The sequence below is a fragment of the Myxococcales bacterium genome (genome assembly GCA_016717005.1).
Lineage (GTDB): Bacteria > Myxococcota_A > Polyangia > Haliangiales > Haliangiaceae > UBA2376.
Genome location: JADJUF010000012.1, coordinates 1 through 13,563, shown reverse-complemented (window position 1 = coordinate 13,563; position 13,563 = coordinate 1). Strand labels below are relative to the sequence as shown.

Genomic DNA, 13,563 nt, shown 5'->3' with positions numbered 1-13,563 from the left:
CGCCGGATGCGACCGCCCGCGGCGCCCTCACCGCCCGAGCCATCTCCCGTGCCGCTCGATAGACGCGGCACCAGCCGTCGCGGTACGCACGCGGCATGGACGTCAGCAAGACCGGCGAACCAGACGCGACCGTCAACGACATCCGCGACAGCTTCGTGCGGATGTTCGGGGACGCGCACGTCAAGACGTGCGCCGCGTTCGTCGCCGATGCCATCGAGCGCGCCGCGACGCACGGCGCCGCCCGGTGGGTCGCCTCGCTCCGCGGGCCGGCGCGCATCAACATCACCGTGGGCCGCGCCTACGTCTTGTCCCTGCAGAAGGACGTGATCTATGTGCCGGTCGACCGCGCGTCCATCGACGCGGCGACGAGCCAGGCGCTCGCAGCGCTTACCACGTCGACAGACGACCAGTTCAAGTCGATCCCAGGGACGATCACCTACGCGGTCCCGGCGGAGAAGCTGGCCGCGGCGCGGGAGCTCCTGGTCGTCGGTCACCACGCGTTCATCGATCGAGCGGCGCAGACGGCCAAGCAGACGCCGTACTACTACGCCCATTGCAAGGCGATCGTCGACTTCCTGAACTCGACCCTGGACCGCAACCTCGCCCAGCCGGCCTACGAGGAGATCCCCGCACCGGCGCCGACGGCCCGGGCATGGTTGTTCCAGGCGAATCCGCAACAGTACGATCTGCCGGCGGCGCTGGCAGAGCTGGACGAGCTCAACTGGGGCGTCCGGCAGCAGTCGAAGAAGATCCGCGCGGGCGATACGGCGTACCTGTGGCTCTCCGGGGAGGGCGGCGGCCTGCTGGCGCGCGCGCTCGTGACGACGGACCCAGACGTTCTGCCGCCACGAGCCTCCGAGGCCAAGTTCCGCCGCTCCGACGAACCTGCCGAGGACGAGCGCGCCGTCGTCGTTCGTATCGAGCAGCGGCTCGCGGAGCCCGTGGACCGCGACCAGCTGCTGTCGTACGTGGAACTCGAAGACCTCGGCTTTCTACAAGCGGCGCAAGGCACGAACTTCGCCTTGAGCCCTAGGCACGCGGCGGTCCTGCGCGAGCTCAGCGAAGGGCGTCGCCCCAGCCGCCTCGTCAAGGTCGCGCCGGGTGAGCTGGCGAAGTACTGGGACGATTGCCGCCTCGGTGGGTACATCTGCGTGGGATGGGACGACGTCGGCGACCTGTCGAAGTTTGCGTCGTTCGGCGAGTCCCGGAAGGCCTTCGCGGAGACCTGGCCCACCGGCACGTCACCGGGCCACATCACCCTCAAGGCGAAGGAGCTGTGGACGCTCCGTTCACTTCGCCCTGGTGACCAGGTCGTCGCGAATCGAGGGGTCTCCGAGGTGCTGGCGGTCGGCAAGGTGACCGGGCCGTACGTCTTCCGCCCCGACCGTCCCGAGTACCGTCACACGGTGAGCGTCAGCTGGGACATCTCGCTGGCGCGCACGCTCCCGGAGCCGCAACCGCTGTGGGGGCTGCGGACGGTCACCGCGATCGCGCCCGAGCTGGCGGCGATCATCTTCGGGAAGGCACCACCCCCGTCCGCAGCGCCGCCGCTCGGCGCGTACGACGCGATCCAGGCGTCTCTCCAGAAGGATCGTCTGTTCTTCTCGGACGAGACGGTCAGCCACTATCTCCTGGCGCTGCAGACGAAGCGCTTCGTGATCCTCACCGGGATCTCGGGCACCGGCAAGACGATGCTCGCGCGGGGTGTGGCGCGGCACTTCCGGCCGCGCCTCACCACCCGCCAGACGAGCGAGCCGCCGGACGATGCGGTGACCATTCGGGTCGCGCCCTACATGCTCAAGTACCGCCGCTTCGTCATGCCCGTGGCGTTGCGCGATGAGCTCTTCCGCGATGGCAAGATCTCGGAGGTGGAGTTGCGGGCAGGGGGCCAGGTGTGGACGTGTCACGTGTCGCAGACCCACGAGGACCGCGTCGCGACGGTCCAATTCCGGAAGGAACTGACCCAGTGGTTCAAGGCGACGTTCCAGGTCGGCGACGAGCTGGTCCTCCGGCCGTCGCTCGATGGCAAACCGCACATCGACCTGGTCCAGGCGCAGTACACCGAGACCACGACCGAGCTCGAGAACTACGCTGTGATCGCGGTGCGCCCGGACTGGACCGACGGTCGCAACCTGCTCGGGTTCTACAACCCGATCTCGCGTCGCTACGAGACGACCCCCTTCTTGCGACTGCTGCTCCGCGCCCAGGACGAGGTCGCACGGGCGCAGGCCGAGCAGCGGGCGCCCCACCGGTTCTTCGTCATCCTCGATGAGATGAACCTCGCCCGGGTCGAGCATTACTTCTCGACTTCCTGTCCGCGATGGAGTCGGACGAGCCGCTCGAGCTACACGACCAGGACTCGATCGAAGCCGGTGAGGACAGCGACGACCCGGAGCTGGTGGCGATCCCGGAAGAAGGTGCACGTACCGCCCAACCTGTTCTTCACAGGCACCGTCAACGTCGATGAGACGACGCACATGTTCAGCCCGAAGGTGCTCGATCGCGCGTTCGTGATGGAGTTGCACGACGTCGACCTGAACGCGCACGGCGCCGCGAGCCCCTCCGACGACGAGTTGCGCCTGGACGGCTTCACCGCGCTCGTCGACTGGGGAGAAGCCGAGCACCGCGGACTGGAATGAGCTCAGCGAGCTCCACGGCGGGTTCTCGAGCCGAGGTGGTGAAGCTCCACGAGGTCCTAGCCCGCGAGGACCGGCACTTTGGATTCCGCGTCGCCAATGCGATCGCGCGCTTCCTGGAGCTGGCGGCGACGCAGGCTGCGCCAGAGATCGAGACACTGCGCTGCGCCCTCGACCTGGCGATCTTGTCGAAGGTCCTGCCGAAGCTGCACGGCACCACCCATGAGCTGAGGGACGTGCTCGCGGCGCTGTTCGCGTTTGCGGTCGGCGAAGAGAGTCCGTCGACAACAGGGGCCTGGACCGTGCGCAGCGGCGTGTTGGAACTGCTCGGTCAAGGCGATGCGGAGCCGAGGCTGCCGCGCTCCGCGCGCAAGCTCTGGCGCATGCAGCGCCGCCTCACCGCCCGCGGCTTCACCTCCTTCATCGAATAGCCGTGCAATATCGCGAGCGCAAGACGACGCAGTGGCACCCGCTCACGCCGGGATCGCGGCCACGACTTGTCGCGGAGAAGACCTGGGAGTTCGAGGGCGAGCCGGCAGCCCTCGATTCGATCGTGGACGTTGTTGGGGCGGCCGCTGACCGTGTGACGCCCGCGCACCTTCGCCTCACTTTCGGAAACGCGGTGGGGCTGTTCCGGACGACCGCAGGCATCACACTGGAGGTGCACTCCGGAAAATGGGAGGAGGCGCACTTCGACGCCATGCTGGCTGACGTCGTCTCGATCTGCGCGGACCTCCCGCTCGCGACCAACGCCAACGCCGGCGCACTGCCCTACCGACGCACCGAACAGGCAGACGATCCCGCCGGGTACCACGCGTTCGTCTACTTGCGGCAGATCCTCCGCGAGCACGCAGCCGAGCCAGACCGCCTCCAGACCGCGCTCGAGGCCGTGCTCCGGGACCCGCATCGACGCCTCGAGACCGAGCGGGAGGTCGTTCCGCTCGACCGTGGCCGGTTCGTCGACGCCGTGACCCTGCAGGCGCTGACGCGCCCTGGCGCGCTTGCGGCTGTGCGCGGCCGCACCGCACGACTCCCGCTGGCGCAGGCACTGAGCGGCCACCTGCCGAGCACGCTCAACCAGCCGCGCACCGTGCAGAACCTCGACACGCTCGAGAATCGATTCGTTCGGGCGTTCCTGCTCCACTCACGTCGGATCATCGACGAGGTCCGCGGACGCGTGGCCAAAGGCGAGGCCTCGTTCCTGCGTGCCCGCCTGACCTCTGACTGCGCCTGGATGGACGCGCTGGTAGGCGGCTGGCTCCAGCATCCGATCTGGAACGATGTAGGCGACCTGACCCAGCTCCCGCTGGCGTCGACGGTGATGCAGGCACGGCGCGGCTACCGCGACGTGCTTCGCCACCACATCCGGCTGATGCTCGCCTCGCAAGCGCTGCCGCTGTCGCACGCGGACACGTTCGAGTTGCTCGAGGCTCGCAACATCGCGGTGATGTACGAACTCTGGACCTACTTCGCGGTGGTCGCCGAGTTGACCGAGATCCTGGGGCCACCCACCCAGGCGATCCGGACCACGCCGGCGTTCTGGGGCCCGAATGTCACGCAGGGGTTCGAGGTCCGCTGGCCGTCACAGCACCGGGCTTCGTACAACCAGACGTTCCCTGGCGAGACCAGCAGCGGCTCATACTCCACGGAGCTTCGCCCCGACGTCACGCTGTGGTGCCCGCACGACGAGTGCCACGTCCTCGACGCCAAGTTCAAAGTGTCGGACGGCGGCTCGTTCTTGAACGCTGACGTCCACAAGATGCACGCCTACCGCGACGCCATCGGCGCGGCCCGGTCGGCCTGGGTCATGTATCCCGGTATCGCGTTCCAGGAGTACGCCACGCAGGACGGCGGCACCTGGGGCGCGGTCGGCGCGACGCCCTTGCGGCCAGAGCCCGGAGGACGCGACGAGCTGCGCGGCCTGCTGTCGCGGCTAGTCGGTGCGTAGGGCGGCGACTGTGCCGTCGCGCTGCCACCTCACCCAACCCGCGTGCAGCGGATACGACCTGTCAATGTAGTCGCGACGTCAGGGCCGCCACGAGCCCGCGTGCTCGAGCCACGCGATGTCGCCGAGCACCCACTGCTTGCCCGATAGTTTCGCGTCGTACACCAACGCGCCGACCGCGAGCCCCTTGCCGCGCGCCTGTGGTGGGTGCCCTTGAGCTCGAGTGCTTCGAGCACGCGCTTCGCATCGTCGCTGTTGCCGCGGTGGAGAACGACAGCTGCATGCGCGACCAGCGGCTTGTTGGTGTAGTCGGCGCCAGTACCGGCCTAGCGTGAGAAGAGGCGGCGGTAGTGCACAACTTCGTCGATGGGCTTCGCCTCGTCGAATCCGTTCGCCTCGAACGTGAGGGCGGCCGCGTATCCGATCGCTTGTTCGAAAGCGGCAGCGACGTCCTTCTTGGGGAGCTTGGGCTTCTTCAGCTCGAGTACGACGAACTGGCCGCCGGCAGGCCCGCGGCCGGTGCGCGCCAGGATGTCCATGTTGCCCGTGGCGGAGTTCCCGCGTTGGTCAACGACTGTGGCGAGTTCAGTCGGAAACCCGGAAGGGCACCACGGGCTGCAGGTTGGAGACCGCGCGGTCGCCGGCCTTCGGGCCTCGCAACCGGTCGACGAGCTGCAGCTGTACCTGCAACTCTGCCGTGCGAGCTGACAGCTTGGCGTTGCACGAGGCGATGAACGTTCGCAGCAGAGCTGCGTGCTTGGCGTTTCCCGACCATTGCATGGGCTCATCGGGGGCGCCGATCCCGTGGGCGGCGATCTCATCCCTTCGTACCGTCACCTCCGGCGACCGCTTGCCGTCAGGGAAGAACTTCAGGATGGCGACGTGGTGGCCGAGCACGAGCAGCTTCAGGGAGAGCGACTTGTTGGCCTTCAGCATCTGGCTCTGGTCGATCGTGAAGTGCATGCCTTCGCGTCGCAGAAGGAGCGAAGTGACGCCTGGCCACCGCTCACGTGCCTCAACCAGGCGAGCGATCGTCTTGCGACGCTGCCTGATCTCGCCTCACCGGCTGTCAACAGTTCGTCGCGAACGTCGTCGATGATCCCTTGGGCGGTGCGCATGAGGTCTCTCAAGTATCCCACCAAGCGCCGTCGGCCTGTTGCGCGACACGTGGAAAGAACGCCGCAAACCGATCCCCGGCGAAGCTGTGGATCGGCACGACCCGCTCAGGTGCGATCGCCCCGACCAGGCGCTGCAGGTCGGGTATGAACGCGTGGCCGCTGGCGTGGTGGATGTGCATCGGGATGCCGTGGGCCTCGAAGGTCGCCTCCAGCGCGACCCCCGACGGTTCGCGCAGGTACCCGGGCCACATCGACCAGACGGCGACGGCGTCGTCGAGGCAGCCGGTGGCGGCGAGCTCGTTGGCCATCGAGGCCCGGAACGTCATCACCAGCTGGTCGCGCCGATCGCGGAGCTCGTCTGCGTAGATGCGCCGGTCGCGGACGGCGTCGGTCCGGGCGAACGCGCGGTGCCTGAGGACCTTGGCCTTCTGTGCATTGGGGAGGAACACGCGGACGCGCGGCCAGCCCGCTTGCGGGATCGACGCCAGGCCGGTCGCGGCGGCGATCGCGGCGGTGTAGAGGTCGATGATCAGGTCTCGACCGGTGCGCAGCGCCGCGCGGTACATGGTGACCAGGCGGTCGATGTTCTGCGCCGAGTACAGCGCGAGGGCCATGCCGCGGGTGGACGCGAACGTGTCAGCGCACGCGGCCTCGACGTCGCGCTCGGAGGGGCCGCGCGCGCGGCCGTCCGAGTCGGCGCGCACGTGGGTGCCCTCCATGAGCAACACGTCGACGCGGTCGGGCGGCCGCCGCAGCAACTCCTCGAACAGCCGCGCCTTGCGCCCGTGCGCGCGGATGTCGCCGGTGTAGAACAGCCGACGGCCGTCCGCCTCGACCAGGAGCGAGTACGCGTCGAACGCCGAGTGGTCGTTGAGGAACGGCGTGATCCGGAACGGGCCGAGGTCGAAGGGCACGCGGTGACGCAGGTAGCCCCGCGGCGCGGTCGCGAGTCCGCCCGGGGTGAAGAACGCGGCCTCCGCGAGGATCCGGCTGGCGGCCTCGCCCATGAAGATCGGAACCGACGGGGCGAGCTTCGACATCAGCCCGTAGTGATCCGGGTGCGGGTGCGAGAGCACGACGCCGAGCAGTGACGGATCGTTGCCGTCGAACCCGCGCACCGGCGGCAGCGGCACATCGGTGCCCTCCGCCGCGGTGATCGGGCGGCCGAGGTCGAGCACGATGCGCGCCCCGCCCGACTCGAGCTCGATGCAGTTGCCGCCGATCTCGTGGGCGCCCCGGTGGATGCGACAGGAAAGTCCCATGGGGGATTAATACCGGGCACGCCCGACGTTTCCTGGAAACGCCGCTAACCCGCGGGTATCCTTGGCTGTCGAACGTGCTGCCTTGAAGAAGTCTGCGACGCGAGGACGCCCCGTAGCCCCCGTGGTGCTCACCGCCGCGGAGCGCCGCACGCTGTCGTCGTGGTCGCGGTTGACGGGCGCGACGCCAGCCGCTGTCGGACTCCGTGCACGAATCATCCTGATGGCCGCCGGCGGCGTCGCGAGCGTCGAGATCGCTGCGCGGCTTCGAACGAGCCCCCAGACCGTCTGCGAATGGCGCGCGCGCTTCATTCGTCGGCGACTCGAGGCGTTGTGGACCGCGCGGGACCGCGTCGCTTCGACGGCTCGTCGGGCGCCCTGAGCGATCATCGTCGCTGGACCTGCACACGGTGCCGGCGTCAGTGAACAAGCGCGCGCGTCCAGGTCCGTTCGCGGCCGATCTGGCGCAGCCTGGCCGGCCTCGTCAATGAGCCCGATCGTCAAGACGCCCTACCCCACCCGCCCGGCCACCTCGACCCAGCGGCACAGGCCGCTCACCAGGCGCAGCTGGGCGGGCGTGCGGCACTCGGCGCGCAAGAGGCGGGGGCTGGCGACGACCACGGCGGCGCAGCGGGCGCGTGAGGTGGCGACGTTGAGGCGGTTGCGGCTGTAGAGGAAGTCCATGCCGCGGGGCGCGTCCTCGGCGGTCGACGCGGCGAGCGAGTACAGGGCGATCGCGGCCTCGCGGCCCTGGAACTTGTCGACGGTGCTGACCACGACGTCGCCGAGGCCGCGGCGCTGCAAGGTCCGCGCGAGCTCGTCGACCTGGGCGTTGTACGGGGCCATGACGACGACGTCGCTGGGGCGCAGCGGCGCGGGCGCGCCGGTGGGGCCGATCCAGGTGGCCCCGCCGCGGCCGCCGAGCATTCGCTCGAGCAGCGCGGCCACGGCCTCGGCCTCCTCGCTGCTGCGCCCACGACGGCCCTCGTGATCGACGGGCAGCCAGAACGCGCCGCAGGCGTCGAGCGCGGTCACGCCAGGGACGCGCACGCGCTGGCGCGCCACGGCGGGGCCGGGCACGAGGCGCCCCTCGTAGTACTGCTCGCTGGTGAACGCGCACAGGCGTGGGTGGAGGCGGTGCGTGGCGTCCAGCAGCACGCCGCGGTCAGGGGCGATCGTCGCGCGGCCCGCGAGCAGGTGCTCGAGGACCGAGACGGCGGCGCCGTCGGGGTGGCTGCCGGCGATGGGCTGCTCGAGCTGCTGGGGGTCGCCGACGAGCACGAGGCTGTCAGTGGCGGCACACGCGACGAGCGCGTCGGCCAGGGACATCTGGCCGGCCTCGTCGATGAACAGCACGTCGACGCGGGCGGCCATCGTGGGCCGCGCCCACTGCCAGGTGGTGGCGCCGAGCAGGTCGAGCGTTCCGACCCGGTCATCGGCCTTCTCGGCGCTGCCGATGGTCTCGATGCCATCGGCGCGAGCCTCGCCGTCGGTGCGCAGCGCCGCGACGGGAATGCGGCCGCCGTCGGCCCGCGCGCGCTCCAGGACCTTCGCGACCAGGTGGGCGATGACCGGGTGGCTGGTCGCCGTCACTCCGACGCGGCGACCGGCGCGAATGAGCGCGAGGATCATCGCGGCCGCCGTGGTGGTCTTGCCGGTGCCGGGCGGACCCTGGATGGGCAGCACGGCGCCGCGCAGCCCGCCGACGATGCGGACGCACGCGTCGGCCGGCGCCTCGTCTGGGCGCACCAGGCTGCCACCGACGACCGGGACGCCGCGCGGCGCGCGCGCGAGCAGCAGGTCGCGCACCAGCGAGGGCGCGCGGTCGGCAGGCACGCCGCGCTCGGCGAGGTCGACGCCGATGCGCAGGAGCTCGCGGTCCTTGGGCCTGGCTCCGACGATGTGCTTCGTGACCAGCGAGGTGAGCGGTGCGGCGCCGCCATCCTTGCGCGATATGACGACCGTGCGGGCGTCCAGGTCGATGCTGTCGATGCGCCCGATGCCAGTTCCGGCATCGACGTACGCGTCGGAGTCGTCCTCGATGGTGACGTCCTGGGCCGGGAAGCGGTAGCGCTCGCGATCGCTGCGCTGCTTGCCGACGCGCGCGACCGTCTCGATGAACTCGAGCCCGGCCAGGGACTTGGGATCGTCGAACCGCTGGTCGTCGTCGCTGTCTGCCCGCCGGAAGAACTCGCCCCAGGCGATCGACGCCTCGCGCTGGTACCAGGCGACCAGGTCGGCGATGCGCGCGAGCGCGACAGCGGCGTCGCCATCCTCGTCCGCGGCCCGCGCGCGCAGGCGCGCCTCGCACGCCGCGATGTCGGCCCGCAGGCCCTCGCTCTCCTCGCTGCGCTCGGGCACGTTCACGACCGGGCGCGGCCCCCCGACGCCGTCCGCGATCAGCGTCGCCCGCCACGCCTCCAGGTAGTCGCGCAGGGCCAGCGCCGAGCGGCAATCGTCCTCGTTGTACCCGATGACCGTGGCGCGCCAGGCGGGCGCGATGGCGCCCGGGTCGCCGCGCTGGAGCAGCACGCGCACGCGCCGCAGGTCGAGGCGCGCGTCCTCGAGCTCGACCGCCCGGGCGTAGCCGGTCACCGCCTCGAGCGGCTTCAAGCCGTACGACTCGACGCCGATGCGCAGGGCCTGGCGGGTGACGGTCATCAGGTCGACGAAGCGGTGCTCGCGCAGCAGGCGGTCCATGAGCGCGGCGCCGACGCCGGTCATGCCGACCAGCCGGCGCAACGCCGCCGGCTCGTACGGCGCGTAGTGATAGACGTGCAGGCCCGGGTGGGCCGCGAGGCGCGGCTCGAGCCACGCGAACCAGTCGGCCAGGGCGCCGCGCTCGCCGCTCGCGTCGTCGGCCCAGCGGCTGTGGTAGCGCCAGGTGTCGCCGTCGCGGGCGACCCAGCCGAACAGGTACTCCTGACCGCGGCGGCCGATGAACAGATCGCCCTCGAGGTCCAGGAAGACATCGCCGATGTCGGGCGCGGGCAGGCGCGCGAGGCCGCGGTCGGGCTCGACCGGCAAGGCCTCGACCGGCGGCACCGGCACCGCCCGCGCGGCCACCTGGAGCGCGGCCTGGTGCGCGAGGACCTCGTAGGTGTTGACGCTGCCGTACACCGGACGCCAGGTGAGCGGACGCGGCTCGGCGGCGAGTGCGGTGACCGTCTCGATGCGTCGACGCCCCAGCTCGCGGCGCTGCGGGCGGCCGCCACCCGCGACCAGGGCCAGGTGATCGTCGGTGTGCCAGCGCGCGTCGCAGGCGCGGAACCACGGGCAGGTGTCGCAGGCCGCGCACGGCTCGGGGTAGGTCGGCACCGGCGTCACCACCACGGCCTCGAGTTCGGCCCGCCACCGCCGGTACGCGGCCCCGTACTCATCGAAGCGATGATCGTCGAAGAGGAACGGCCCATCGTCGCCATCGCCGGGCGCGACGATGCGCAGGCGCGGCGGCGGCACGCCCTGCTCGGCCGCCAGGAGCTCGGCGTACACGCACAGCTGCAACAGCGCGCCGGTGCGGGTCTCGGTGGCCAGCTTGGCCTCGTGGATCTCGTAGGCCCACGGGCCCAGCGCGCTCGCGGCGTCGACCCGCACGAGAAAGTCAGCCGCCCCCGCCCACAGGCCGCCATCCAGCTGCGCCTGCGCGATCACATCGGCCCCCGCGCGGATCGCCGCTCGCGTCGCCGCGACGTCCCCAGGCCGGACCACGCTGCGCCCGCTGGCGATCAGGTGCGCCCGGTACGCGTCCTCGTGGGCCCGGCCGCGCTCGGCGAGAATCTCGAGCACCGGATCGAACGACGGCGGCCCCGCCCCGCTGCCGTCGGCATGCGCCCGCGCCAGCGACGTGCGGTGCGCGCACCCGACGTGGCCCGCCAGGTCGGTGGCCACCAGCCGCCAGGATCCATCCACCAAGCGCATCGGGAGGCACAGTAGCGGTCGGGTCTGATCGCGCGGGGGCGGCGGCGGCGGCGGCTACCCGGCTGTGACGCTGTTTGCGTAGGTCGCTGACGTGTCGTATCCGCTGCACGAACCGCATCCTTCCCGGCTGACGCCGGCGGTGGCAGCTTGAGGGCGTGACGACCGCGACCTGCTCAGCGCGTAGCCGGCTGCTCCGACGAGGGCGGCGGCGGGACGTCGAGGGGGCCGAGCTCGGCGTCGAGCTGGGCGGCGTCGAGGCGAGCGCGGGTGGCGGGCCAATCGCGGGGACACAGCTCGAGGTAGCGGTCGCGGGGCCAGTGCGGGAAGACGCGGAAGACGTCGCGCAGGTACGCCTCAGGGTCGAGGCCGTGGAGGCGTGCCGACGCGACCAGGGTCAGGAGGTTGCCGGCGGCCTGGCCGTGGTCGTCGCTGCCGACGAACAGCCAGGCCTTGCGACCGACGGCGATCCGGCGCAGCGCGCGCTCGGCGGCGTTGTTGTCGAGCCGCAGCCGGCCGTCGTCGAAGAACTGGACGAGCGGGCCGTGCTGGCGGTGGGCGTAGCCGAGCGCGGTGCGGAGGAAGCCGCGCTGGGCCTTGACCTGCTCGTACTCGACGTCGACCCACGCGAAGAAGGCGTCGACGTGCGGGCGGAGGTGGAGGTCGCGGAGCGACTTGATCTCGGCCGGTGGCCGGCCGCGCCAGCTGCGGTCGAGCTCGAAGATCCGCCGGATGCGCGCGAGGCCTTCGCGCGCGACCACGTCCTTGGTGATCGCCGCCTCCCAGAACTTGGTCCGGACGTGGCTCCAGCAGCCGACCTCGAGCCGGACTGCTCGGTCGACCTCGTCGTCGTCGGGCGGACCGCGCCGGTCGGGCGGCCGAAACAGGACGTCGTAGACGCTCTTCGCGTCGGCCTGGACGTAGCCGGCGAAGCCGCGGAACAGCTCGCCGACGGCCGCCGAGGTCTCTTTCGGCGTGTACTCGAAGAAGACGTGATCGGTGTCGGCGAGCTGGACGAAGAAGTGCGCGCGCCGGCACGCGCGCCGCACCTTGTCGCCGTCGCGCAGCGGCTGGACCAGGACGCCGGTCGCGTCGGTCGCCAGGCAGAAGGCGTGCGCGAACGCGTCGGTGCGCATCGCGTGCACGATCGAGCCGCCCATGATCGCGCCCAGCTCCTCGAGCCATCGGCTCATCGAGCCGCGATCGATCGGCGCGCCGAGGCGCTTGAACCGATCCTCCTGACGGTAGAGCGGCAGGCCATCGCAGAACTTGTCGCTCGCGATGTGGGCGAGCAGCGACGGGCCGGCGATCGAGCGCGGCAGGATCTGCAACGGCGGCGGCGCGATCCGGATCGCCGGGTCGCGGTCGGCGGCGGTGGGCATGCCCGCCGGGTGATACTTGATGCGCACGGTCACGAGCCGGATCATACCGCCACGGCGCCAGACCATCTGGCACGTCTCCTCGGCGCCGATCCGAACGGCCTTGCCGTCGAGCAGCGGGTCGACGATGACGATGCGTTCCTCGGGCACGTCGAGGTCGCGCAGCGTGCGCCGCCCGGTCGGCCGGCGCTTGGGGGCGGCCGGCGGTGGCTCGGCGCCGGCCGGCGGCTCGTCCTCGCTCAGTCGGCCGGCGACCTCCTCGAGCTTGGCGAGCGTCGCCGCGAACTCGAGGTCGAGCTGCGCGGTGTCGATGCGCTCCGCCTTGGCGACGAACAGCCGGCGGCGCTGCAGCTCGAGCTCGAGTTGCAGGTGCCGGTAGGCCTCGCGCAGGCGGTCGCGTTCGTCGCGGTACGCGGCGGCCTCGCGCATGGCGGCGCCGAGCTGCGCCTCGAGCGCGACGACACGCTCGCGGAGCGCGACCTGATCGAGAGACGTCGAGTCGTCGAGCACGCACTCTCCTCCTACTGACTCGCGATCGATCTGTCGAGATCTGCGATCAGGAATCGTGCGTGATCGTCAGTGCCGCGTCGTCCGCCGTGGTCGAGGCGGCCCTGGATCGAGATCGACGCCGTCCAGCAGGTCGTCGAGCGCACGCTCCTCGATCAGCAGCGTGTGCTCGCCTTCGGCTGCGAGCGGCAGGCGAAACGTCCCGGCGTCAAGCCGCTTGTAGAACAGGCAGAGGCCCGTGCCATCAAAGAACAGCACTTTGAGCGCGTCGCGCCGCTTGCCGAAGAACACGAACAACGCCCGCGACCGCGCGTCGCGCTCCAGCCGCTCGGTCACCAGCCCAGCCAGCCGGTCGAAGCCCCAGCGCAGGTCGATCGGCTCGAGCCCGACGAACACCTCGACGCCGGCGGGGATCACGCGCGACCTCGCACGCCGAGCGCCGCGAGCACCGTCGACAAGGTCGCTTGGTCAACGCCAGCCTCGACGATGAGCCGCGCCCGCGCTTCCAGCAACTCGACCACGACGGCGCCGGCCGCCGGCCGGGGCGGCGCTGCCGCGACGGAGGGCACGCGGATGAGTTGCACCATCCCGACCGAGGATGCCGGCGGCTTCTCGCGCCTCAGCCTCGACGACCACCACCGCAGCGTGCTCGCCGCGAACCCCTCACGCGCGCTGAACGCCTCCGCGGTCTCGCCGCTCGCCCGCCACCGCGCGACGCTTCTGCCACCTGCTGGTCGTGTCCGTCATCGGTGCTCACGATGCGCCCCGGCCATCCGTCACGCCAGAATGCGGTTGGTGCAGCGG

Annotated in this window: 11 protein-coding genes; 4 read left to right on the top strand and 7 right to left on the bottom strand. The window is 71.0% G+C overall.

Going from position 1 to position 13,563, the window contains the following annotated elements; all coding sequences use genetic code 11:
* Positions 1 to 95: 95 nt before the first annotated feature.
* Genes IPL61_13250 through IPL61_13240 form a run of 3 tightly spaced genes read left to right on the top strand, consistent with a single transcriptional unit; the run spans position 96 to position 4,584 of the window.
* Positions 96 to 2,639: an EVE domain-containing protein gene (locus IPL61_13250; protein ID MBK9032262.1), complete on the top strand. Its 2,544-nt coding sequence runs from the start codon at positions 96 to 98 to the stop codon at positions 2,637 to 2,639.
* A gap of 38 nt (positions 2,640 to 2,677) precedes the next feature.
* Entirely contained in the window at positions 2,678 to 3,067 is a 390-nt protein-coding gene (locus tag IPL61_13245) for a hypothetical protein (protein MBK9032261.1), read from the top strand.
* 2 nt (positions 3,068 to 3,069) lie between these two features.
* Positions 3,070 to 4,584 carry a DUF2357 domain-containing protein gene (locus tag IPL61_13240; GenBank protein MBK9032260.1) on the top strand — a complete coding sequence of 505 codons (1,515 nt, stop codon included), beginning with the start codon at positions 3,070 to 3,072 and terminating at the stop codon, positions 4,582 to 4,584.
* Positions 4,585 to 4,907: 323 nt separating this feature from the next.
* Here the strand turns inward: IPL61_13240 and IPL61_13235 are convergent, their stop codons facing one another.
* The 3 genes from IPL61_13235 to IPL61_13225 all read right to left on the bottom strand — a co-directional run bounded on the left by IPL61_13235 (position 4,908) and on the right by IPL61_13225 (position 6,961).
* Entirely contained in the window at positions 4,908 to 5,120 is a 213-nt protein-coding gene (locus IPL61_13235; protein MBK9032259.1) for a hypothetical protein, read from the bottom strand.
* A gap of 46 nt (positions 5,121 to 5,166) precedes the next feature.
* Positions 5,167 to 5,544, bottom strand: a complete 378-nt coding sequence (locus IPL61_13230) for a hypothetical protein (GenBank protein MBK9032258.1) — start codon at positions 5,542 to 5,544, stop codon at positions 5,167 to 5,169.
* A gap of 163 nt (positions 5,545 to 5,707) precedes the next feature.
* The gene (locus IPL61_13225; GenBank protein ID MBK9032257.1) at positions 5,708 to 6,961 is read right to left on the bottom strand and encodes an MBL fold metallo-hydrolase; all 1,254 of its coding nucleotides are present in this window, start codon (positions 6,959 to 6,961) and stop codon (positions 5,708 to 5,710) included.
* A gap of 121 nt (positions 6,962 to 7,082) precedes the next feature.
* Here IPL61_13225 and IPL61_13220 point away from each other — a divergent pair, with 121 nt between their 5' ends.
* Positions 7,083 to 7,340 (top strand): helix-turn-helix domain-containing protein, encoded by a 258-nt coding sequence (locus tag IPL61_13220; GenBank protein MBK9032256.1) that lies wholly within the window; start codon positions 7,083 to 7,085, stop codon positions 7,338 to 7,340.
* 128 nt (positions 7,341 to 7,468) lie between these two features.
* Here IPL61_13220 and IPL61_13215 read toward each other — a convergent pair whose 3' ends face one another.
* The 4 genes from IPL61_13215 to IPL61_13200 all read right to left on the bottom strand — a co-directional run bounded on the left by IPL61_13215 (position 7,469) and on the right by IPL61_13200 (position 13,346).
* A complete protein-coding gene (locus IPL61_13215; protein ID MBK9032255.1) occupies positions 7,469 to 10,876 on the bottom strand; it encodes a TM0106 family RecB-like putative nuclease in 3,408 nt (1,135 codons plus the stop codon).
* A 173-nt stretch (positions 10,877 to 11,049) separates the two neighbouring features.
* Positions 11,050 to 12,681: an IS66 family transposase gene (locus tag IPL61_13210; protein MBK9032254.1), complete on the bottom strand. Its 1,632-nt coding sequence runs from the start codon at positions 12,679 to 12,681 to the stop codon at positions 11,050 to 11,052.
* Between the two features lie 147 nt (positions 12,682 to 12,828).
* Positions 12,829 to 13,155 carry an IS66 family insertion sequence element accessory protein TnpB gene (gene tnpB / locus IPL61_13205; protein MBK9032253.1) on the bottom strand — a complete coding sequence of 109 codons (327 nt, stop codon included), beginning with the start codon at positions 13,153 to 13,155 and terminating at the stop codon, positions 12,829 to 12,831.
* A 17-nt stretch (positions 13,156 to 13,172) separates the two neighbouring features.
* Positions 13,173 to 13,346, bottom strand: a complete 174-nt coding sequence (locus IPL61_13200; protein MBK9032252.1) for a hypothetical protein — start codon at positions 13,344 to 13,346, stop codon at positions 13,173 to 13,175.
* Positions 13,347 to 13,563: the final 217 nt, after the last annotated feature.